Annotated in this window: 23 protein-coding genes; 16 read left to right on the top strand and 7 right to left on the bottom strand. The window is 46.8% G+C overall.

The features are described 5' to 3' along the window. The first annotated feature begins 62 nt into the window (after positions 1-62). From nadC to ACLWBB_RS05305, 5 genes are all read left to right on the top strand, one after another. Positions 63-887, top strand: coding sequence for a carboxylating nicotinate-nucleotide diphosphorylase (gene nadC, locus ACLWBB_RS05325; RefSeq protein ID WP_413290539.1), 825 nt, complete (start codon positions 63-65; stop codon positions 885-887). Continuing rightward, positions 887-1,639, top strand: a complete 753-nt coding sequence (locus tag ACLWBB_RS05320; protein WP_413290538.1) for a biotin--[acetyl-CoA-carboxylase] ligase — start codon at positions 887-889, stop codon at positions 1,637-1,639. The genes nadC and ACLWBB_RS05320 overlap by 1 nt, the downstream gene beginning before the upstream one ends. A gap of 1 nt (position 1,640) precedes the next feature. Beyond that, positions 1,641-2,189: a thioredoxin family protein gene (locus tag ACLWBB_RS05315; RefSeq protein WP_413290537.1), complete on the top strand. Its 549-nt coding sequence runs from the start codon at positions 1,641-1,643 to the stop codon at positions 2,187-2,189. 1 nt (position 2,190) lies between these two features. After that, a complete protein-coding gene (locus ACLWBB_RS05310; protein WP_413290536.1) occupies positions 2,191-2,754 on the top strand; it encodes a GyrI-like domain-containing protein in 564 nt (187 codons plus the stop codon). Positions 2,755-3,318: 564 nt separating this feature from the next. Beyond that, complete coding sequence (locus ACLWBB_RS05305; protein WP_413290535.1) at positions 3,319-3,453, top strand: hypothetical protein; 135 nt, start codon at positions 3,319-3,321, stop codon at positions 3,451-3,453. Here ACLWBB_RS05305 and ACLWBB_RS05300 read toward each other — a convergent pair. Next, complete coding sequence (locus ACLWBB_RS05300) at positions 3,450-3,992, bottom strand: hypothetical protein (RefSeq protein WP_413290534.1); 543 nt, start codon at positions 3,990-3,992, stop codon at positions 3,450-3,452. The two genes, ACLWBB_RS05305 and ACLWBB_RS05300, sit on opposite strands and share 4 nt — an antisense overlap. Before the next feature lie 142 nt (positions 3,993-4,134). On the opposite strand from ACLWBB_RS05300, the gene ACLWBB_RS05295 reads away from it, so the two are divergent. From ACLWBB_RS05295 to tpx, 4 genes are all read left to right on the top strand, one after another. Then, positions 4,135-4,710 (top strand): hypothetical protein, encoded by a 576-nt coding sequence (locus ACLWBB_RS05295; RefSeq protein WP_413290533.1) that lies wholly within the window; start codon positions 4,135-4,137, stop codon positions 4,708-4,710. Between the two features lie 121 nt (positions 4,711-4,831). Further along, a complete protein-coding gene (locus ACLWBB_RS05290; protein ID WP_413290532.1) occupies positions 4,832-5,140 on the top strand; it encodes a hypothetical protein in 309 nt (102 codons plus the stop codon). 46 nt (positions 5,141-5,186) lie between these two features. Next, a complete protein-coding gene (locus tag ACLWBB_RS05285; RefSeq protein ID WP_413290531.1) occupies positions 5,187-5,534 on the top strand; it encodes a hypothetical protein in 348 nt (115 codons plus the stop codon). Positions 5,535-5,627: 93 nt separating this feature from the next. Next, a complete protein-coding gene (gene tpx / locus ACLWBB_RS05280; protein WP_413290530.1) occupies positions 5,628-6,125 on the top strand; it encodes a thiol peroxidase in 498 nt (165 codons plus the stop codon). Positions 6,126-6,150: 25 nt separating this feature from the next. On the opposite strand, the gene ACLWBB_RS05275 is transcribed toward tpx, so the two are convergent. Beyond that, a complete protein-coding gene (locus ACLWBB_RS05275) occupies positions 6,151-6,876 on the bottom strand; it encodes an SIMPL domain-containing protein (protein WP_413290529.1) in 726 nt (241 codons plus the stop codon). A 238-nt stretch (positions 6,877-7,114) separates the two neighbouring features. Here ACLWBB_RS05275 and ACLWBB_RS05270 point away from each other — a divergent pair, with 238 nt between their 5' ends. Genes ACLWBB_RS05270 through ACLWBB_RS05250 form a run of 5 tightly spaced genes read left to right on the top strand, consistent with a single transcriptional unit; the run spans position 7,115 to position 12,901 of the window. Then, on the top strand, positions 7,115-8,668 hold the full coding sequence (locus tag ACLWBB_RS05270; RefSeq protein WP_413290528.1) for a hypothetical protein: 1,554 nt from the start codon (positions 7,115-7,117) through the stop codon (positions 8,666-8,668). 11 nt (positions 8,669-8,679) lie between these two features. Continuing rightward, positions 8,680-10,353: a hypothetical protein gene (locus tag ACLWBB_RS05265; protein WP_413290527.1), complete on the top strand. Its 1,674-nt coding sequence runs from the start codon at positions 8,680-8,682 to the stop codon at positions 10,351-10,353. Between the two features lies 1 nt (position 10,354). Further along, positions 10,355-11,056 (top strand): hypothetical protein, encoded by a 702-nt coding sequence (locus ACLWBB_RS05260; protein WP_413290526.1) that lies wholly within the window; start codon positions 10,355-10,357, stop codon positions 11,054-11,056. A 54-nt stretch (positions 11,057-11,110) separates the two neighbouring features. Continuing rightward, a complete protein-coding gene (locus tag ACLWBB_RS05255) occupies positions 11,111-12,280 on the top strand; it encodes a hypothetical protein (RefSeq protein ID WP_413290525.1) in 1,170 nt (389 codons plus the stop codon). A gap of 9 nt (positions 12,281-12,289) precedes the next feature. Beyond that, positions 12,290-12,901: a hypothetical protein gene (locus tag ACLWBB_RS05250; RefSeq protein WP_413290524.1), complete on the top strand. Its 612-nt coding sequence runs from the start codon at positions 12,290-12,292 to the stop codon at positions 12,899-12,901. On the opposite strand, the gene ACLWBB_RS05245 is transcribed toward ACLWBB_RS05250, so the two are convergent. Beyond that, on the bottom strand, positions 12,898-13,893 hold the full coding sequence (locus tag ACLWBB_RS05245; RefSeq protein WP_413290523.1) for a c-type cytochrome: 996 nt from the start codon (positions 13,891-13,893) through the stop codon (positions 12,898-12,900). The two genes, ACLWBB_RS05250 and ACLWBB_RS05245, sit on opposite strands and share 4 nt — an antisense overlap. 143 nt (positions 13,894-14,036) lie before the next feature. Between ACLWBB_RS05245 and ACLWBB_RS05240 the strand changes: the two genes are divergently transcribed. After that, complete coding sequence (locus ACLWBB_RS05240; protein ID WP_413290522.1) at positions 14,037-14,894, top strand: hypothetical protein; 858 nt, start codon at positions 14,037-14,039, stop codon at positions 14,892-14,894. Here ACLWBB_RS05240 and ACLWBB_RS05235 read toward each other — a convergent pair. The 4 genes from ACLWBB_RS05235 to ACLWBB_RS05220 form a co-directional block, all read right to left on the bottom strand. Next, the gene (locus ACLWBB_RS05235; RefSeq protein ID WP_413290521.1) at positions 14,891-15,397 is read right to left on the bottom strand and encodes a DUF1269 domain-containing protein; all 507 of its coding nucleotides are present in this window, start codon (positions 15,395-15,397) and stop codon (positions 14,891-14,893) included. The two genes, ACLWBB_RS05240 and ACLWBB_RS05235, sit on opposite strands and share 4 nt — an antisense overlap. A 46-nt stretch (positions 15,398-15,443) precedes the next feature. Further along, positions 15,444-16,556, bottom strand: coding sequence for a YbdK family carboxylate-amine ligase (locus ACLWBB_RS05230; RefSeq protein ID WP_413290520.1), 1,113 nt, complete (start codon positions 16,554-16,556; stop codon positions 15,444-15,446). A 174-nt stretch (positions 16,557-16,730) separates the two neighbouring features. Next, the gene (locus ACLWBB_RS05225; protein WP_413290519.1) at positions 16,731-19,001 is read right to left on the bottom strand and encodes an aconitate hydratase; all 2,271 of its coding nucleotides are present in this window, start codon (positions 18,999-19,001) and stop codon (positions 16,731-16,733) included. Positions 19,002-19,133: 132 nt separating this feature from the next. After that, complete coding sequence (locus tag ACLWBB_RS05220; protein WP_413290518.1) at positions 19,134-19,586, bottom strand: hypothetical protein; 453 nt, start codon at positions 19,584-19,586, stop codon at positions 19,134-19,136. A 382-nt stretch (positions 19,587-19,968) separates the two neighbouring features. Between ACLWBB_RS05220 and ACLWBB_RS05215 the strand changes: the two genes are divergently transcribed. Then, complete coding sequence (locus ACLWBB_RS05215; protein ID WP_413290517.1) at positions 19,969-20,886, top strand: S1 family peptidase; 918 nt, start codon at positions 19,969-19,971, stop codon at positions 20,884-20,886. Positions 20,887-20,918 lie beyond the last annotated feature (32 nt).

Raw genomic sequence — 20,918 nt, 5'->3', positions numbered from 1 at the left:
TGTACTGCGACGACGAACAACGCAGGATTTGCCCTTATGAAATAGCTTCAGTTGAGGTTCTTATGACTCTCTTAGAATTGATCCGTGCCGCGATCAAAGAAGACATGCCTGCGGGCGATGTGACTACCGAAGCTTTGGCTTTAAAACCCCGTCAAGGCCGTGCCCGCTTAAAAGCCAAGGAAGACATCGTTATGTCTGGAGCTATGGCTTTTGAACAAACAATGCTGAGCCTAGAGCCTAACTGCAAAGTAAAATGGCACTTCGAAGAAGGTGAAGCGATTTTGAAGAATCAAATCATCTGTACTGTTGAAGGCGACCTTATGCAAATTCTCAAAGCTGAGCGTGTGGCTTTGAACTTCTTGGGTCACTTGTCAGGGATTGCCACTTTCACTCGCCGTTTCGTGACGGCTGTTGCTGGAACTAAAACAAAAGTATTGGACACTCGTAAAACCACTCCTGGTTTTCGCGAGCTTGAAAAGAAAGCCGTTGTTCATGGTGGTGGCGTCAATCACCGTATGAATCTTTCAACAGCGATTTTGATCAAAGACAATCACATCTCTGTTATGGGTGGCATCGACGCTGCTGTTGATCGTGTGCGCGAGCACAGTCCTTTAGCGATTGAAGTTGAGGCTCGTACTCTGGACGAGGTAAAACAAGCCGTTAACAAAAAAGTCGCTCGCATCTTGCTCGACAATATGGACAACGACACTTTGAAAAAAGCACGCGAGCTCGTTCCGACAACGATCGAAACTGAAGCCAGCGGCAATATGAATCTCGAGCGCGTACGTTCCGTAGCGGACATCGGTATCGATTTTATTTCTGTCGGCGCCCTTACTCACTCTGCACCTTGCGCTGATGTCAGTCTGATTTTTGACTGGGAGGACTAATGCAGGACAATCCTTTGAGCGATATTCGCCTTGGGCAAGTCACTAAGAAATGGGCCGAGAACAATCATCTGTACACTCACTACTCGGCCTCTGTAGAAAGCACCAATGATCTGGCCAAGTCCTTGGCCTTTGACGAAAAACTTTTAGAAGAACCTTTGTGTCTGTTTTTGGCAGATCACCAAACCGCAGGCCGCGGTCGTGGTAAAAACACATGGGTGACTGCGAATCCAGGCAGCGCACTTCTTAGTTCTTGGAGCTATCTGCTTGGCGCGAAACCACAACCGACAACTTCGTGCTTGGTAGGTCTTGCAGTTTATCGCGCACTCTCTACGACATGGCCATTCTTGCCTTGGAATATCAAAGCTCCGAATGACATCTACATCGGCAAGAAAAAAGTGGCCGGCATCTTGATGGAATCCATTCTTCAAGGCGACGAGGTTCGCATCATCGTGGGCCTTGGAGTAAATGTGCTCTCTTCTCCTGCGGATTTGGCAATTGCGGGTTCTATCCTTGAAGCTTTGCCAGCAGGAGTTCCACTCTTAGGTCAGGATTGGACCGCGTGTTTGGATCGTTTGATGTTTGAGATGACGGATGCGATTTCTCATTGCGAAGACAGTTTAAGTCCTTCGGATCAACATTCACTATTGATGGCTCTGAACGCGCATCCGCTCCTAAAGAGCAAATACACAGGACTTGAAGCCAACGGCACGTTGCTTGTGGGGAATGAAAAAATCAATTGGTGGGAGCTCTAACATGGCTTTAACAATCACTCCGTTTCCTGAAATCGGTTTGGACTGCCCGGATTTCACACTCCCCTCTGTCGAAGGCAAAACTTATTCATTGAAAGACTTCGCAAAGGGAAAACCACTGGTTGTGATGTTCATTTGCAATCACTGCCCGTACGTCAAAGCGATCGAAGACCGCTTGATCACGCTTGGAAGTGATCTTAAAAAAATGGATGTCTCTGTCGTAGCGATTTGCTCGAATGACGAAGAAGCCAATAAAGAAGATCGTTTTGAAAATCTAAAAAAACGTTGGCAAGAAAAGCATTATAGCTTTCCTTACTTGCACGACAAAACTCAAGAGGTCGCAAAAACATTCGGCGCACTCTGCACGCCTGACTTTTTTGTCTATGACAAAAACCACAAGCTTGCTTACCGTGGCCGTCTTGATGACTCTTGGAAAGATGAAAGCCGCGTTAACCGCCGCGAACTTTTTGATGCCGTAAAACTTTTGGCAGAAGGAAAAGCGGCACCTCAACAACAAACCCCTTCAATGGGCTGCTCGATCAAGTGGATCTAATATGAAGTTACTTAGAAGTTTTTTACTCGCCTCAGTTTTAGCTATCGTCACCTTGGTAATTTATCTTGCGACCCACCTCGGCGCTTTCAAATCCGTCGACATTTCTGAAGGCAACCGCCCAGCAATGAAAATGATCTACAAAGATCACACGGGTTCGTATCACAAGATCGTAGCTACCATCGAAGAAGTCGAAAAATGGGCCAAAGAAAACAACATCCCATGCACCGAATCTTTCGGCGAATACATCGATGACGCAAACAAAGTCGAAGAAGCCCGCCTCAGAAGCCGCGGCGGCTGCATCGTAGACGCAATCCCAGCAAATCTTCCAGAGGGAATTCAATCGAGAGAAATCCCAGCACGAAAATACGTAGTAGCAATTTTCGAAGGCTCCCCAGGAATCGGCCCATTAAAGGTATATCCGAAGGCAGAAACCTACATGAAAGAACGCCAACTCGTCATGGACGGCTCTGTGATCGAGATCTACGTTATTCACTCCTCAAAAACTATGACTACTACTTATCTGTTTCCTCTCGCGGCCCCGGTGCCTAGCGCGCCAACCCAGTAAAGTTCCGTGCTTCGAGCGAGGATTTTCGAGTGGATTCTGCGGCAGTGACTTACTCCGCCGACCACCATCCTTGGCTGTGACTTGACCGCCCTGAGTACAGGGCGGGCGCCATCCTTGGCGCCGTCAATGTCGGCTGCGCAAGTCCCTGCCGCAGAATCCCCTCGAAAATTCACTCAAATCCCGCGCCCACCACTCCGACGTAGATTCCGTGCGAATTAAAACTATATTCCGTGTTCGCGCCCTACTTAGGATTGAATAACGATCTCCGCTGCACGCTTTTTTTTGTGCATTCCGTTTTGACTTGAGGGTGCTGGATGCGAAGACGAATTTCTGGGCTGGGTGGGGCTTTGCGCTTTTTCTTTAGTTGGCCTCAGCGCGGCCCGGATGGCCCTCGAGGTGCTTGTACTCAGGTGCCTCGAAGCTGCGAGGCCTGGAGGGCCGTGCCGACTGAAGGAAAAGCGCAAAGCCCCACCCAGACTGGAAATTCCCGGGTTTGAAGCCAAAACTAGACTATGAGTCTTAACCGCAACTCGCACGAAGGAGGTCGTACAAGTAGGAGGAGTTATGACGATTACTGAATCGGTCCTTTGGAAGATTTCTATGTTTGTACTTTGCGCTCTTGTTTTTACTGCGTGCACGACGACTGGTGGTGCTAGTGGTGAGCGTAATCCGCAATCGGCGGCTCGGGAGCGGCCTTAGAAACGGCCGCCGCCTGCGAGGATGAATGAGGTTTGGGTTTCTTCTTTTGGTAGAGGGAACCCGAAACGGTCTTCGCGGGTTTGCATGTAGTACATTTGTTTTACGCCCGCTCCGATGTAAATCTTGGCTACTCTGAAGAGAGCTCCTACTTCCAAAAATCCTGCGCTGGAATCTCTGGTCGCGAAACGTGCGCCAGGCCCTGCATACAGCTGAAGTCCGAATCCCGAATTTCTTTGATTAAAATTCAGTTCGCCGCGAATCGATGTGTCCAAGCCAAAAATTGAGTCATAGTCGCTGCCAAACCGCGTGAACAGCGCGTTTCGCCATGAAAGCCACTGATTTTGGTACCAATTTGCCCCCACTTGCACCTCAGTGTAGTTGCCCAATTGGTCGCTGCCAGCGACTGCGCCGACATCATAAGTCCACATGGGCTCTCGAACAGGGACTAAAATCCCACGAGAAGCAGGCACATCGCCGTTTTGCGCCTGTGCGGACGCTCCAAGAACACTTAAAAATAAAATGAAGAAAAATGCTTTCATACCGAAAATTATTCGCGGCACCATAACGAATAACAAGTGACGATTTCTTCAAGTCCTGTAAGGCTTTGAGGAGAGCAAGAAAAGCAATTTTATTGCATAATATTAACACCGCTTTAGACGCTTCTACTTTGGGGGGATCTACATGAAGGCACTATTGATTTCAATTTTGCTGTTGGGCACACAAGCCTATGCAAATACCGCGTTTGATACACTTCGTGATGCTTTTAACAACGCAAGCACTCCAGCTACTATTCAAGATTTTGAGTATGGCCACTGGAAAGGTTGTGCATTTTCAGATATCGGCAGTCCTCAACTGACTCGCGCTACTCAAGTACGCACGCTTCAGTACATGACAGCTCCTGGACAAGGTCCTTTGTTCCCAGGCGACAACGATTATCGCATCGATGTGTTTTATGATTACAGCATCGACCAAAACATCGTGTCTTTCTTTAACAGCTCACGCATTGAAGAAGACGGCGTGAATTTCCGTCAAGTTCTTGATGGTCCGCCATGGAGACACATGAATATCTACGGTCGCACTGGCCAAGACATGATGTTCTTCTATGTAGAGATCAGCAATATGTATGGACCTCAGGCTCCGATGTACCCTCGTGTTTACGGGTACTGCTGGAATGATCCAACGAACAATGGCGACCCAGGCGATAAGCCAGATGACGGAACGGATGACGGCGAGGTTCCACTCCCAAAACCGAACTAGTTCCTGACCGATTTCAATGCTTTTCAAAAGCGAGCTTATTTTAAGCTCGCTTTTTTTTATGCCTACCTTGACAAGATTTAGATCGCACTCATAGTTCAATCAGGAGTCTAAACACCCTGATATGAAGTTTTTTGCCGCCTTTTTCTCATTCTTTTGCTTCTCCTTCCTGAATTGCGCAAGCGCAAAGGCAGAGCCATATGGCCATCGCACAGGTCAACGATTTGAAATTACGGCGCAATCTCTTTGCAAACAAAGCTGCCACAACTTCGAATTCGGCAAGAAGTCATCCTGGCCTTGTACGGCCGCCGAAGAAATTCAATTTGCTGCCTTAGAAGCTAATTATTCCAAGCCTTTTAAATCTTTCCATGCAATGAGCGCGAAAGATTTCTATGCCCCTACCGGCCTGAGTCCTCCTCTTCTGTTCGCTTAATTTTTTTTGCGAACATTTTTTTTTAATTACTTCAGAATGAGGATTTATGAATCTACGTCAATTTTCTATGGCTATTTTGATATCGGCCCTTCCACTTATTGTCGATGCAAGTGCATCTACTATTTCACTGAATAAAGAAGACTTCGTCGCTGCAGAGAAAATCTCTCGAAACGGAGAAACGCTTGTAAGCGTCAAACTCAGCAAAAGCGGCAAAGCAAAGTTTAAGAAATTAAATAAGCTCTCGCAAGGAAACGAAGTTCACAGTGAAATTGGCGGAGTCTCGACGGACTTCAAGCTCCGCGAACCCATTCAAGGAGATTCCCTTGAAATGGGACCCTACTCCACCGGCGAGGTCGATAAAGTTATAACCGAAATAAATAATAACAAGCGCTAGATCGTTAAACAAAAAGCCCGCGGCCCCCTGCGGGCTTTTGACTTATCGGTTTTCCCCTGAAACAATAGGCTACAAATTTTCAAAGGAAATTCCATGGCTAAAATTACTCTTAAAGGCAACCCTCTTGAAACTTCTGGCAACCTTCCAACTGTTGGTTCCACAAGTCCTGAGTTTAAACTCGTTCGCACGGATCTCAGCGAAGTAACTCTTGAATCTTACACTGGTAAGAAAAAGGTCCTTAACATTTTCCCAAGCGTTGATACCGGTACTTGTGCAATGTCTGTACGCCAATTCAACAAAAACGCGGCGACTTTGACGAATGTTGCTGTTTTGAATATTTCTGCAGACTTGCCGTTTGCACAAAAACGTTTCTGCGGAGCTGAAGGCATTGAAAACACCGAAGCACTTTCGACATTTAGAAGCAAATTTGCTTTTGATTTTGGTCTTCAGATGACCAGCGGTCCTTTGGCAGGCTTGTGTTCTCGTGCCGTTATTGTTCTTGATGAGAAAAACAAAGTTCTTTACACAGAACAAGTTGCCGATATCGTGAATGAACCGAACTATGAAGCCGCTTTAAGCGCTTTGAAATAGAGCCCCCTAAGGGGCTCTTGCTAAACTAGTTAGTGATTTCGTATTCGGCAGTGACATCTACGCGGATTTTGATTTGTCCTGCCATTACTTCGGTCGAATCCATGGGTTTCATCTCGTAAGCCATGGTTTTCATCATACCTCTCATCGGCATCGGTGGAGCACTATGAGAAACACCATGGCTTAACATCGATACTCCCTTAATTTTTACATTCGCTGCTTTCGCAAGTTCATCTGCTTTTGCGCGACCATTTTTCACAGCATCACCAAGAGCAGAAATTTCAAATTGTTGACGTTTGTCCGTGTCCCACTGGATCGAGTTCACGTTAACACCCGATTCATTTTTCGTAGCTGAAGTCACCATCGCATCCAAGAAGCTGCCAAGGTCTTCAGTTTTCTTCAAAATCACTTTCAAAGTTTGCAATGCACGAAAACCCACCATTTTATTTTGCTGAGTTTTTTGGTCATAAATATATTCAGGATTCAAAGAGTAGTTTTCAGTCTGAACATCTTCTTTTTTAACTTTAAAACTATCCAAAGATTTTTTTACTTTTTGGAATTCGCTAGCGTTCAAGCTTTGTGCTTGCTTCGCTGTAGAAGCTTTACTCCATATCTCGACATTTAAAGAAACCATATTAGGCTCAACATTTTTTTCAGCCGAGCTTGATACCACGATCACTTTGTCATCGGCCTGTGCCGCACCCGCGATTAGACAGAACGAAACTGCACTCAAAAATAACAACGATTTTTTCATAAGTAGCCTCCGGACTAATATCAAATCCCGAGTCACGGATTGAGACAATTGTTAATGTTACGCGACGTTACCTTCTCAGCTAAAATCCCAAATTGAGACGGTCTTCTTCCTTAGAAACTCCATAGTCTGGACAAAGTGCCAGCTACACCGCGAGCGCTCCCTTTTCACTCTGGTAAGCAGCATAAATACGTGGAAAACAACGCAATAAAGCCCTAAAATAATCGAACGGGGGAATCGAGTGAAACGTCTTGGTGCGTTTGCTATTTTTATTCTTATTGCAGCAGTACAAATTCCAGTTTTTGCTGCGCCAGTTAGCGAAATCGCTTTCTTGGCTCGATGTTATGCCCACTTGACTGGCAGACCCCTACCCATTGCACATACTCTTCGTACCCAAGTTGAAACCGGCAAGATCACAGCAACAGCTGCCTGCGAACAAATTCTAGATAAAGCTTACCTTGGTGCTAACGGCTATCTAACTAGCACTGGTGATATGGAAGCACGCGCAGTATTGCAAAACTTCAATAACTTTCACCGCTCTTGGTTTCCCGGCAACATCGTAGAAGGTATCCAAGAGTACGGTCTTGAAACCAGCCGCGGTACTCAAGATATTTATGACTCAACAGAGCCAGGCCTTGCTGTCACTCGTGCTCTTTTTGCGCAAGATGGTCGCTACTCCGAAGTGCTGACTCTGCCTACAGGTGTACATGCACTTCGCGAGGAAGATGCAGCGGTGAAAGCCCGCATCGGTTGGAATGTAAATTTCCCAGGTCGCCGCATTTTCGGCAATAACGGCCCTTTAGATTTAAACCTTTTCCATTTTAGTCCTTTAACGGGCGGCTTTAATACCAACAGCGATGTTTCAACGGCCTTCTTCATGAACCTGCCTAAAATTGAAGTCGGCGAGCTCGTCGGAGTTCGTCGCACAACCGAGTCCGTAACAATTCCTAACGTAAATCTTTTCCCACTGGGTGGTTACGTCACTGGCAATAGCATCCCCGCTTTGAACTTTACCTTTGATCTTTACAAAACAATGGGCGGCGGTGTTTTAGGAACTCCAATTTATATTATGCTGAACTACGGTCACGGTCGCGGCTTAATGGCGAACGGAACGACCAAGGTTCCACGTCGTTGGTCACAGACCAATATGACAAGCTTCTTATGCGCAAACCTTCCTGCACTTCGCGAAAGTGACATCACTCAGTTTTTCGTTGGGACATCGTCAGCCCCATTTAGAAATTCCAACAGCTGCCTTCGTTGCCATGCAAACTTAGATCCGATGGCCTACACGGTCCGAAATGTAATTACCGCAGGAACGGACTTTACTGAGTTTTCAGAAGGCAGCCGTACCCATGCAAAAGCCGCGATGGTAATGACGACCTTTAATGCAGATGCTGGTGCTAGCTCGGGCTGGCCGTCAGAGCCCGTCGCGAACTTCCATCGTATGGCTCCGACAGGCAAACTTTTCTTCCGCTCTTTTGCAACCGGTGAACTCGTCAATAAGTCTGTGAACAACGTGGCGGAACTTGGTGCTGCGATGGCCGACACTGGTGATTACTACCAATGTGCTGCAAAACGCTACTTCGCTTTCTTCACAGGCATCAATGTATCTTTGTATGACAAGCACGATCCGGACAACGCGGCTTTAAACCGCGCACTGAATGAAAAAGACGTGAAAGATCGCGCCTTCATTGAAACTTTAGCGACAGAACTAAGACAAACTCAGTCTTTAAGAGGCATGATTAAAAAAATCATATCTTCGGACTATTACAAGTCTGTGGACTATAGGCCTTAGGAGTAAACACGATGTGTGATAACAAAAAGAAAAATCTCAATCGTCGTGAATTCCTGGTGGGCGCGGGCTCATTAGGGGCTTCTGCATTTTTATTAAACCCCGTTGAAATGCTAATGAAGAGCATGAGTGCTGGCTTTATTCAACAAGCGCAAGCCTCTGCCACTTTGGGTGGTGATCCTCGTAACTATGTTAACGTGATGCTCGCTGGCGCCCCAAGCCGCTATGTTTTTGACCAATGGATTCGCACCAACGAAAGCGATCCTGCTATCATTGCAAATCCAATGGTTGCTACAAAGTATATTAATTCTGGCGGCAGAGCTGCCGGCCTTGAATACGCTACTTTCAATATGAATGGCGTCTTGGTTCCGCACATGTTCTCGCATAACGTAATGTCAGGCGATGGCTCGCAACGCCCACTGACAGATCTTTTAAAAAACACTCTTGTCATTCGTGGTTATGGCTCGGGTTTAGATGGCCATCCATTCAACGCTCAACAACAGCAAGCTCCGGTCGGAGGTATTTCTTCTTTGGCTGGATGTGCTGCGGATTATTCGAAAAAATACTTTGAAGCCGTTCAATGGCCTGATCGCGGCGCCTACCAGTCCTATACCTCGATCGAGGGCAAAGCCCTGAATAAGATCGCAGGCAACACTCCTTTGAACTCTTTGATGGAAGGTTTTGGCCCGGCCTCTGCAACGGCAGCTCGCAATGTGCGCGAGCGTAATCAAGCGGCCTTCGATAAAGCATCTGCTGTTTTGAAATCTTATGCGAACTCTTCTGGTTTCGGCGCTAGCAGTTTAAATACAAATTTAGACAATGCGACGACTTTAATGAAAAAAGGGATTAGCGGCATCGATGGCTATTGGAGCCAAGCCGTTGCTCGCTATCAAACTGTGATTCAGGGTTCGATGCGCATGTCAGGTCTTGTCGGCATCAGTGACTTAGCTTTGATCTCGAACGAAGGAGTTCAATGGAAAGTCGCTACAGCTGGCGAAAACTTCATCGTCAATAAAGATTTTGATATGCGTAATGCCATCGCGACAATGTCGGCGGCAACATTCATGGCTCAGGGCTTTGCTTTAGCCGAATATATTTTAAAAGAAGGCCTTGGCACTTCTGTCGAAATTTTTGCGCCTGATATTCCGAATGTCACTTTGGCAAAACAAGGTGTCGGCGGTACTGGCGTGCACACCGTGATCAACGATATGCACGAGACCGGAGCGATGGCTAGCCTTGTAATTTGCACGGCTTTCTATCGTGGTCTTTCAGCAGCCATCTTAGAACTGAGCCGCCAATTGGGACCTGCTGGTTGGGGCAACACCGTCTTGCAAGTGATGGGTGATTTCTCTCGTAGTGCGCGTGCTGATGGTAGTGGTTCAGATCATGGTTTCAACCAAATGACGACAAGTGTGTTCTCGGGCGCCATTACGAATGGCCCATTCGTAGTGGGTAATATTCGCCGAAGTGGTTTGAATACAACCACCTATGCAGGAACTCAAGGTATGGGTGCCGAGATTGATGGTTATAACCAAAAAGGCATGCCGACTCCGGTGATGGCAGCATCCACTGTCGCGAACTTATTAAACATTCCTAAAAATCCTTACGAAAATATTGCGGCTCCTTTAGTGAAACTTGAAAATGGTCAACTTAAAGTGCTTTTCCCTGCGAAACTGAAGGACGGCTAAGATGAAGAAACTCAGATATAGCAGTCTTTTAGGATTATTAGTTATCTCGGCCGTCAGTATGACGGTTTACCAGAACTGTGGGCAGTTCGGCGGCGGTTTTGATTTCCTCAATTATGGAAACACTTCCATGTCTTCTTCCACACTTGCCGACACAGATCACCCTGCAGGTAGCAAAGCCACACAAAGCGTCCAAAAGATGCAAATCGCCAATCGTGGTTATGTTGCACATCTTGTGCGCGAGGTTTTCACCTCTGCGACTTACCCAGTGCCTGCATTAGAAAATATTATTTTACAGTGGGTTGAAAAACGCGATGCACAGTTTGGTCTTGGCTGTGACCCCTACTCGACTCATTCAGGCCGCGATTGTGGAGGCGACATCTCTGCAGCGAATCTGCCTTATACGACTGACGACAATACTGTTCGCCAATCATACCGCATCCAGCTCTGTGACAATATTTTAGGCTACGATAACTCGGTCAATGCAGCGCTTGAAAAAATTCAGGTGAATTCGTTAGCCCCGAATGCTGACGGTATCCGTCAGATCTATGAACTCTTTTATCGTGGTGACGGTGCTCCCCAAGAAGTAGTAGATGCACTTGTTATCATGGATCGCAGTCTTGCCGAAAATGGCGAAAGCACCATCCATCGTTGGCGCGCAGTGATGCTGCAAATTTGCACCTCTCCTGGCTGGCAACTATTATAAAATCTTGACCGATAAAGAGTTGCATCACTTAAAAGGACAGCTTACCTTTTTGGAATGCGCCTATGTCTGCTTGTGATTCTTTCATCTTTAGTTTGGCTTCGTGCGGAAGCGTATCCCAACTTTATTGGTTATGGCTATAACGCCTGCATCACTTGCCACTATAGTGGTCAAGGTGGTGGCGCACTCAACGATTACGGTCGCGCGCTGTTTGCCACAGAAATCACGGCCCGTGATCTTTATCCGGACACCATGGATGAAGAAGAGATCGGAAACAAATCCGGTTTCCTAGGCACAAAGCCTCTGCCTTGGTGGGTTCGTCCTGGCGTGAAATATCGCGGTTTGTGGTTTCAGAATAATCCAGGCTCTACGAATTCCACCGATAAGTTCTACAACATGCAGAGCGATATCAACCTGAATTTCTTCTTCGATCAGCAGCAGACTTATACTCTGATCACGACGGCTTCCTATACCACCTATCCACGCAGCTTTGCGACATCTCGTGAAGATAAAACCCCTTATTGGTTTGCTAAAGAATATTATCTGCGCTGGAAAACCACTGTTAAAAATCTGTGGGTTTACTTGGGCCAAATGGACAAAGTTTATGGCCTGCGTGTGGCCGATCATACTTCTGTCAGCCGAAGTCCCATTGGCTTAGGACAATTCGACCAATCCCAAGGCGTGATTGTTGAATACTCTCCGGCAAAATGGAATATCGCGGGCAATATCTTTTTTGGAAATGCTGCTGAAGAACCCGAAGTTCGACAAAAAGGTCTTTCAGTCTCTGGCGAATATGAAATCTATGAAAAGTACCGCGTCGGTGGATCGGCAATGACTTCTAAAAGTGAAACTGTCGAATGGCTACGTCTTGCGGGTTTTACGCGCATGGGGCTTAGCAAAGGCAGTTCCTTGATGGCCGAAGTGGGGCTGACTCAAAACAAAAGCCTGCTTCCTGCCAATGGTAATGCACTGAAGGGTATGTATGCCACTCTTGAGAGCTGGGTTTTGATTCGTCGAGGTTACAATCTTCTTTCGACAATTGAATATGCAAAAGCAGACTTAGAAAGTACAGCGTCCGAGAAAATGCGTTGGAGTATTGGTGGTATTATGTTCCCACTTCCACGCACCGAAGTAAGAACCATGCTCGTGAATAGTAAATATGCGACACCGGACACGGGCGTTCCGGATAACTGGCAATTGCAGATGCAGCTGCATCTTTCCCTTTAGGAGATATGGATGAAAAATCTTTTATTGTTTTCATTTTTAAGTCTCTGTCTGACCTTTTCCCACAACGCAGTCGCGCAAGAAGAAAGCTATTTGCCTTTTGAAAACATGCCTTCTCGGACCGAATGGTTCTGGGGCGTAAGCTACTTGCGCTGGAACGAAACCTTAAGACTGCAAAAAAATGCGCTGCTAGACACCGATACTGCAAACTTCGCTGGTCTGAATATAAATCTAGAACGCCAAGTGATCTATGCAAACTGGGGCTGGAGCACCGGAGTCAATTTTGGTTCAGGCCGCGCAAATGGCGGTGGCAATAGCACATTGGTTGCTTACTCACGCAACAACGAAGCTTGGACTTCGTTTGGCGCGATCGCCAAAGTTTTTCAACGAATGACTCCAAGGATTTCTTTAGGTGTTGCGACTCCATTGCTTTTTAGAAATATCTCTTGGGTCAGTCCCGATGGCGGAATAACAGAAGCCAGCAGCGGGCAAAATATCAATATCGGTCTTTTATTTGATATCGTTCTACGTCTTGATAAAAGAATAGATTTGTATCAGGAAATCGGCACTCTGAATGCGCAAGGTTCGACACTTTGGCGTTTGGGTGTAAATGTCAGATTCTAAAGGCCGTTAATCCAAGCAGCCACAGCAGCAACATCAGCCGCTGATAAAGCCGCCGCCCCTTGAGGCATATTAGCAGGCCCGGGCCCCGCTGCCGCCCCAGTCAGGCGATAGTAGATCTTGGAAGCTCCGGGATTTTTCGCAACAACCAAACCTTTTGAAATGTACTGAGATTGCGTCAGATTACGGAAGTCTCCGTTATTGGAGCTATTATGACAACCCAAGCAGTTATTATCGATGACTGCTTTTGCTGCTAAGAACTCAGGACTGTCGCCAGAAACTCCGCCATCATCACCGGTATCATTGATCAACGACGAATCAAACGCGACGTTATAAACTTGCAACGCATTTGCCATTGAACGCGACATCACATTCAAATCTAAGCCACTAATGGACTGAGAGAACGTTGCCACATCCCAAAGAGTTCCGCCTGTCAGAGCCCCTAACACAACTGTTTTTTGAACATAGCTAAAATCATACGGGCTACCCACTTTTTGCAAAGTCAGGTTTTGCTTCATTCCGTTGACCAACAACTTCATCGAAGAAGTCGCAAGCCCGAAGGACGCCGCAACAGTAACTTGGTTGCCAGCACTCGCATCCGGAAGCGGAACGTCGGCATACGCATAATGACTGCCCGTCGAGATATGCCAAATACGAATCATGCCGTTAGTTTCAAGAGATATACGCGCTTCGTCCGTATTCGCGCTCGCATAGAAACGATAAATCGTTCCAGTCGCGGCACGATCAAAAACCAAAACCGCAGATGCGGTTTCTGAAAGGGCCGGCGTCTTATTGACGGTCTCTGTATTTTGAGTTTTACGATAAACGTAACTAGAGCTTGATAACAGACGAGGAATCGAAGAGGCATCAATATCCACAATGCTTTGTTGCTCGACGACGCCTTCTAATGGGGCCATGCCACCGCCACAGTTTTGAAAATTCAAAACCAAGACAGAAGCTATTAATATAAGCAGAATTAGACCTGTTTTTTTCATATCCCCAGTCTTCATTATCGCCTGTCTTTCCAGGAAGCTAAAGAGATTTTAGTGCTGTCTCAATTCGAGACTGGCATTTACATCCCCATCTTCCACAATAAACCGGACTACTCACTGAATAGGAACTTCGTAACAATAGAGACATGAGATCCCTCTTGTTTCTTATAAGCACGCTTCTAATGGGCTTCGCTGAAGCCCACACTATCCAAGCCATCAAAGGTGGAAAGGCGCTTTTGACCTTGGATGGAAGTCCAGTCCAAGTTGGAGACTTGTTTCAAGTAATGGATTTAACGGGAACAGAAGCAGCTCAAATTGAAATACGTCAGATCAAAGATCTCAGAGCTGTTGCCTATATCACCAAAGGTGAACTCACTCAGGTCCCTGAGGGTTATCAGCTCAATCCCCTGCCACGTTCCGAGGCAACACCCCCTGCTCCCGAAAAAACTCCGGCTCCTGAAAAAACCTATACAATCGTTCCTCAGGCCAAGGGCTACTACGGGGGGCTGTCTTACAATCAGGTGAATGTAGGGCTTACGAACGCAACGACTTTGAATCTGACGGGAAGCAGTTTTAATCTAGGGATGTTTTACGAGAGAGCGCTGACCCGCCAAATGCAAGTTCTTGCGCGTGCGGGGTACGATGGCTTAAAAGCTTCCGGCAGTTTGACCTCGGGCGCTTGCGGTGGATCCAATAACTGCGATGTCGAGATTGGCTACGTGAATGCCGATGCACTCGTAAAGTATAGCTGGTACCACGGTCAGAAAACGTGGTGGGCCGGCGGTGGTTTGGGTTTCTTATTTCCGCTACTCAAAAAATCCAATGTTCTTGATACGAGCAAAATGACTTTGAGTGAAAAGATTATTTTAGCCGGTGGCCTCAACTGGGCTCTGAATAATAAAGAATTTGTTCCCGTGCAATTGGAATATGCGCTTCAACCTAGCAACAGTGTTGTTAGCACCCAGCAAATGATTTTGCGTGTAGGATACGGCACCAACTTCTAAGGCGAGTGCATAGTCGTTTCTTGATGCTCGAAGTGATGACCGCGGAAAAGCCTTTCAAGCCGTTCTTCTTGAAATCCCGACAGTGACATCTGAAGAATCCTTCCCCCGTGCTGAGAGATCAAGCCCAGCGTCCCCTGACTGACATCATCTTGCGTATACAAAAACATCACCGAGTTCCTTGGGGAAACTTCTGTCGCAATACTGTTTACAAAGTTCGGATCAAAAGCGATTTCTGCCAGAGTTTTCTTCACAGCATCGTTGACCGAGTGTTGTGGATTGAAAAACAAAAGTCCCACCAAAGATGGCAAGAAAGTTCCTTCGGTATGCCCAACGATGGGTGAACTCATAGATCGTTCAAACTTAAGTTTACCGTTGTCTTTGATTTCGACTTCGGTGACATCAATCAATTCCAGCCGTCCTTCACTTTGCAGATGACGAACTTCTTCGTAAATTTCGGCAGGAATACTTTTATCGGCGTAAACCAAGGCTATTATTTTAGACATGGCACAGATCATATTTTTAAGTTGTTGTGAAGTTATGAAGGTCTTATCACGAAATAGACACAAGGCCTTTTTTGTGTTCACTCGTTACAAAGTCCACAACATCTATGAAGCTGCTCCTTTGGGCGTATATTCTTCTTTGCGCATCGGCGCAGGTACCGCTGGCAAATAGTTCGTCCAAAGTTTCAATATAGCGTCCGTAATTGCGCTTCTCGATCCCTGACTGTAGCTCACGTTTTAACTGCCCCCAGATATCGATAGCATCGGCCGTATCTCCATCGCGTGAAATTATGAACGATGCGTTTAGGCCATGGCGTGACGCTCTCCATTTATTCTCTCGCACCCACCAGTCCTCGGGTTGATCCATTTCGTGCATGGGGGCAGCGTGCAGGTATTCTGCCAACAACTGCACCAAAGCCGCTAATGCTGCAATCTGATCAATGCGATGGGGAATATCGCAAATGCGGAGCTCTAAAGTTCCAAAGTCAGGGTTAGGGCGAACATCCCACCAGATATCTTTCAAAGAGCCAATGCCTTTGCTTTTGCGAAGCTTTGCGGTCATATCGACAAACTCTTGCCAAGAATTCACCATGCACGGATGACCGCCGGTAGGAATGGCCTCGAAGACCGTTATACGACACGAAGAAAGCCCCGTATCTTGCGAATCCCAATACGGCGAGCTTGAACTCATCGCGAGTAGCAACGGCAAATAGCGCCACAAGCGATTGCCAATGCGAATCGCCGTATCCCCGTCCGGCATTCCTACATGCACGTGCAGACCAAAGATCAACAATCTGCGCGCAAGCCATTGATTGCGATCAATCAGATACTGATAACGTTCACTCGGAAACACTTCGCGATTCACATACCTGGAAAACGGATGACTTCCTGACGAGGCCAACCCCACACCTTTGGATTCGGCAACCGCCAGAAGCTTGCGATGAGTATCGCGAAGATCTCTTAAAACCTCATCTGCGTCTTTGCAAATACCGGTGCGCACTTCGATCATGCTCTGGAAAATTTCAGCGGTGACTTTTTCTTGTTCTCCAAGACTTGTGAGAATTTCCAAGGAACTGGATTTAAGATCCCGCGTTTCGGGATCTATCAGTTGAATTTCTTGCTCAACGCCAAGAGTGAAATGCGGAGAAGATTGAAACTGCATGATCCCACGCTAGCACGGCCACGAAAAATAAAAAACCCTGCTTATGGAAAGGCGTGGGGTTTATAGAAACTATGTTCTTACACAAAGTATTTCCCGAGGAAACTTAGCACCTCTAAATAAAAAAGCCCCCGTTTTTCAACGAGGGCTTTTTTTATTTTTAGAATTTCCTAAAAACTACTTCACGTTCGCAGCGCGGATCAAGTTCAATGCAGAACCTGCTTTGAACCAGTTCAACTGCTCAGCATTGTAGCTGTGTTTGCCTTCGATGATTTCTTTAGAACCATCTTTGTGCTTCAACTCAACTTTCACATTTTTACCTGGAGCTAAAGACTGCAAATCAAGAACGTTCACATGATCGTCTTCTTTGATTTTGTCGTAGTCAGCTGGGTTTGCGAAAGTCAAAGCGAGTACGCCTTGTTTTTTCAAGTTCGTTTCATGGATACGCGCGAATGATTTCGTGATCACCATCGTGCAACCCAAGAATCTTGGAGACATCGCCGCGTGCTCACGAGAAGAACCTTCACCGTAGTTTTCATCACCAACGATAACCCAACCTCTATGAGCTTTTTGGTACTCACGAGCGATCTTAGCGAACTCTTGTCCACCTTGACCAGTCAGTTGGTTTTTACCCTTACCGATTTCGCCAGTATACGCGTTGTCAGCACCCAAAAGCATGTTGTTAGAGATATTGTCCAAGTGACCACGGTATTTCAACCAAGGGCCGCCCGGAGAGATATGATCTGTCGTGCACTTGCCTTTAGCTTTTGCCACAACCAATTGATCCATGAAGTCTTTGCCGTCCCATTTCGTGAATGGAGTCAAAAGCTGCAAACGATCTGAAGTTGGAGCAACCGCAACTTTCGCTTCGCGACCTTGAGGTTTTTGATAACCTTCAGTGTCTGGAACGAAACCTTTAGCTGGAAGCTCTGGAGCTTCAGGAGCTTTCAATTTGATTTTGCCTTTTGGAGTTTCAAGCTCTTCAGTCAATGGATTGAAATCCAAACGACCTGCCAAGCCCAAAGCCATTACCAATTCCGGAGAACCGATGAATGCCAAAGTCTCTGCATTCGAGTCATTACGACCACGGAAGTTACGGTTGAAAGAAGTCACGATCGTGTTCTTCTCGCCGTTCTTAATGTCGTCACGTTTCCATTGACCGATACAAGGACCGCAAGCGTTCGCAAGAACAGTCGCACCCACTTCGTTCAACACAGCCATTTGACCATCACGCTCGATAGTGTTTTGGATTTGTGTAGAACCAGGGCTTACCAAGAACGGCTGTTTCATTTTAGTGCCGTTATCCAAAGCTTGTTTCGCTACGAAAGTGGCGCGACCGATATCTTCGTAAGAAGAGTTCGTGCAAGAACCAACAAGAGCTGAAGACAATTTTGTAGGCCAGCCTTTTTCTTTAGCTTCTGCTGCAATCGCAGAGATCGGACGAGCGATATCTGGAGAATGCGGACCCACCAAGTGTGGTTCCAAAGCTGAAAGATCGATTTCATAAACTTCATCGTAGAACTTCTTAGGATCTGCAAATACTTCCGCATCCGCAGTCAAGATGTCCATGTTCTGATCTGCAACCGCAGCCAACTCAGAACGGCCTGTAGAAGCCAAGTAAGCCTTCATACGCTCATCGTATGGGAAGATAGAGCAAGTCGCACCAAGCTCAGCACCCATATTTGTGATCGTGCCTTTACCTGTACAAGAGATGGATTTAGTACCTTCACCGAAGTACTCAACGATTTTGTCAGTTCCACCTTTTACAGTCAGCATTCCGCAAAGTTTCAAGATCACGTCTTTTGCAGAAGTCCAACCGTTCATTTTTCCTTTGAGGTGAACGCCGATAAGTTTTGGATTTTTAACTTCCCATGCAAGACCTGACATGACGTCAGAAGCATCAGAACCACCAACACCCACAGCACACATACCCAAACCACCCGCATTCGGAGTGTGAGAGTCTGTACCGATCATCAAGCCACCTGGGAATGCGTAGTTCTCAAGGATTACTTGATGAATGATCCCAGCGCCTGGTTTCCAGAAGCCGATGTTGTAACGAGAAGTAGAAGTCGCCAAGAAGTTGAAAACTTCTTCGTTCACTTTGTTAGAAGCAGCCATGTCTTCTGCTTTACCGTGATAAGCTTGAATCAAGTGATCGCAGTGAACTGTAGAAGGAACTGCCGCTTCATCTTTTCCAGCAAGCATGAATTGCAAAAGCGCCATTTGCGCTGTCGCATCTTGCATCGCCACGCGGTCTGGACGAAGTTGCAAGAAAGAAGAGCCACGAACAAGTTCTTGATTTTGTGGATCATCCAAGTGACCGAAAACAACTTTTTCAGCCAAAGTCAGAGGACGATTCAAACGCTTGCGAATGATCGCCAAACGTTCTTTGGATTTCGCATATACATTTTTGACCATTTCAGGAGTGGTCTCGATTTTTGCTGCCATAGTGAGCCTCTTTGGTGCATTGATTATTCAACTGATTTTTGCGTTCTCATGTTAATGAAAATCAGCTGAAAGCTCAATGTTTAGGAGCGCTTACGCAGGCGGTCGTCGACCCCTTTTATGAGGTCGTAAAAACTAGCGGAAATCGTCGAAGTCGTCTTCTTCAAAATCCGAGTCAGGAAGTGGCGGCGGAGGTGGGAAACCCATGTCCTCGTCGTTGAAATTACCAAGTGGCGGCGGGCTATACCCACCTGGAGTTGGGATTGGAGAATACGCGTCACTGTTACCACCACTGCCTAAACCGCTTGTATGGCTCTTAGCAGACTTTGACTGAGGGAGCTGGGCTAGGGCTGTGGTATGAAGCTTTTTGAGGTCTTTTCTCAATTGCGGGCAGCTGGCAGGCTTATCCATGACTTTAAGGAAGTCCTTCGCGGTCACCATACGCATTTCAAAAGCAGCTTGGAGGTCTTGGAAAGCAGATTGCGTGGCCTTGTCGCCATCAATGCACTTCATGGCCTGGCGATCTGAGAGCTTCGCATGGGTCCATGGGCTGGCAAATATAAGGGCATACGCCACAAGCTTTTTCATAGGTCCTCCGGTTACGTCCATATGGGTCCGGGCTGAGATATAACAAAATAGGTGCCGTCTTAGAAGAAAGCAAATGCCTTTTCAGAGAAAATAAGGTGTCTACATTTTCACCAAGTGACATTTTTTTGGGCGCGTAAACGGTCCCCACCCTCCGCATCAAGAGCAAGAATTACAGCCGTCAATTCGCACCGGTCCCATAGCGCGCCCAGTAATTCTTGGTCTTCTTTTTCACTCTCTCCCTCTACTCCCCACTCGTTCGTTCTGAGCCCCTGAACCCGAGAATTTTTATGCATAAGAAACTCTTATGGGTCTGATCTAAACAATCGTCGTGACCAAAAAGCCATTTCTTGATGAAACGAACAACAGGAATGGGAGGGGAACCATGACGAAATCACTGATCACTACAGCATTACTGACAAGCGCATTGGCACTAACTGCCTGCTCGAAGGTTCACAACACCGAGGGCACTGTCCAAGGCCAAAGCTTCAAAGGCATCATCAATGGCGAGACTGTCTCTGCTAGCGATGACATCGCAAAAACAACGGTGCAAATTTTTACTTTCCAAGTAGCTCACGATGACGCCGGTCGCGCGTTAGTTCGTGGCGTTGCTGGTTGCACGGGCACTTTACTGGCGGAAGACATTCTTCTGACAGCGGCTCACTGCACGACAGAAAATCCTTATTACATCATTTTGTATTTCTCTAATGAAGCTCCTAAAGACTTCAAAGCATTCATGGCTTCTATCAACACCAATCCACTGGTTCGCCGTGTGGTAGGTGGCAAAGTTGGCACTCAATGGCCAAAACTTGTATCTGGCAAGGTTGGTGACTGGGGCGATATCGCTCTCTTAAAATTTGAGGGTGGCATTCCTGAGGGTTACCAATTGGCAGAGCTTCTTCCTGCAAAAGAAAAGCTCGCAGTAGATCAGCCGATCACGCTTGCGGGTTTCGGAATCACTGACGGTATTAAGCAAACTCCATCGACTCAACTTTTAAAAGTGGATGTAACGATCCTTGATCCTACTTACACAAAAACAGAAATGGTGATCGACTCTGGAGATAAAGGACCTTGCCACGGAGATTCCGGTGGTCCTGCCTATGTCACAGGTTCTGATGGCAAAAAATATGTTGCCGGCGTTACTAGCCGTGCGGACGTTCGAAATGATCCAAGAGGCCTATGCATCGGCGATACTCTCTACACTAAAGTTCAGCCTCACGCCGCATGGATAAAGCGCTCGATGAAATCCTTGCAGTCGCCTACATTCAAGCCTGCTTTGATTCCACAGCCTCAGGGGGGATAGTTCTCATACGGAGGGGGCCTCGATCTTGCTTG

The organism is Bdellovibrio sp. HCB337 (assembly GCF_047302465.1).
Classification (GTDB): domain Bacteria; phylum Bdellovibrionota; class Bdellovibrionia; order Bdellovibrionales; family Bdellovibrionaceae; genus JACMRP01.
Note: the sequence above shows the minus strand (reverse complement) of the source record. Positions and strands in the feature narration are given on the sequence as shown.

Bases quoted from the DNA above. Each gene is read 5' to 3' on its own strand.
- nadC (WP_413290539.1), top strand. From the start codon at position 63: ATGACTCTCTTAGAATTGATCCGTGCCGCGATCAAAGAAGACATGCCT.
- ACLWBB_RS05320 (WP_413290538.1), top strand. From the start codon at position 887: ATGCAGGACAATCCTTTGAGCGATATTCGCCTTGGGCAAGTCACTAAG.
- ACLWBB_RS05315 (WP_413290537.1), top strand. From the start codon at position 1,641: ATGGCTTTAACAATCACTCCGTTTCCTGAAATCGGTTTGGACTGCCCG.
- ACLWBB_RS05310 (WP_413290536.1), top strand. From the start codon at position 2,191: ATGAAGTTACTTAGAAGTTTTTTACTCGCCTCAGTTTTAGCTATCGTC.
- ACLWBB_RS05305 (WP_413290535.1), top strand. From the start codon at position 3,319: ATGACGATTACTGAATCGGTCCTTTGGAAGATTTCTATGTTTGTACTT.
- ACLWBB_RS05300 (WP_413290534.1), bottom strand. From the start codon at position 3,992: ATGAAAGCATTTTTCTTCATTTTATTTTTAAGTGTTCTTGGAGCGTCC.
- ACLWBB_RS05295 (WP_413290533.1), top strand. From the start codon at position 4,135: ATGAAGGCACTATTGATTTCAATTTTGCTGTTGGGCACACAAGCCTAT.
- ACLWBB_RS05290 (WP_413290532.1), top strand. From the start codon at position 4,832: ATGAAGTTTTTTGCCGCCTTTTTCTCATTCTTTTGCTTCTCCTTCCTG.
- ACLWBB_RS05285 (WP_413290531.1), top strand. From the start codon at position 5,187: ATGAATCTACGTCAATTTTCTATGGCTATTTTGATATCGGCCCTTCCA.
- tpx (WP_413290530.1), top strand. From the start codon at position 5,628: ATGGCTAAAATTACTCTTAAAGGCAACCCTCTTGAAACTTCTGGCAAC.
- ACLWBB_RS05275 (WP_413290529.1), bottom strand. From the start codon at position 6,876: ATGAAAAAATCGTTGTTATTTTTGAGTGCAGTTTCGTTCTGTCTAATC.
- ACLWBB_RS05265 (WP_413290527.1), top strand. From the start codon at position 8,680: ATGTGTGATAACAAAAAGAAAAATCTCAATCGTCGTGAATTCCTGGTG.
- ACLWBB_RS05260 (WP_413290526.1), top strand. From the start codon at position 10,355: ATGAAGAAACTCAGATATAGCAGTCTTTTAGGATTATTAGTTATCTCG.
- ACLWBB_RS05255 (WP_413290525.1), top strand. From the start codon at position 11,111: ATGCGCCTATGTCTGCTTGTGATTCTTTCATCTTTAGTTTGGCTTCGT.
- ACLWBB_RS05250 (WP_413290524.1), top strand. From the start codon at position 12,290: ATGAAAAATCTTTTATTGTTTTCATTTTTAAGTCTCTGTCTGACCTTT.
- ACLWBB_RS05245 (WP_413290523.1), bottom strand. From the start codon at position 13,893: ATGAAAAAAACAGGTCTAATTCTGCTTATATTAATAGCTTCTGTCTTG.
- ACLWBB_RS05240 (WP_413290522.1), top strand. From the start codon at position 14,037: ATGAGATCCCTCTTGTTTCTTATAAGCACGCTTCTAATGGGCTTCGCT.
- ACLWBB_RS05235 (WP_413290521.1), bottom strand. From the start codon at position 15,397: ATGTCTAAAATAATAGCCTTGGTTTACGCCGATAAAAGTATTCCTGCC.
- ACLWBB_RS05230 (WP_413290520.1), bottom strand. From the start codon at position 16,556: ATGCAGTTTCAATCTTCTCCGCATTTCACTCTTGGCGTTGAGCAAGAA.
- ACLWBB_RS05225 (WP_413290519.1), bottom strand. From the start codon at position 19,001: ATGGCAGCAAAAATCGAGACCACTCCTGAAATGGTCAAAAATGTATAT.
- ACLWBB_RS05220 (WP_413290518.1), bottom strand. From the start codon at position 19,586: ATGAAAAAGCTTGTGGCGTATGCCCTTATATTTGCCAGCCCATGGACC.
- ACLWBB_RS05215 (WP_413290517.1), top strand. From the start codon at position 19,969: ATGACGAAATCACTGATCACTACAGCATTACTGACAAGCGCATTGGCA.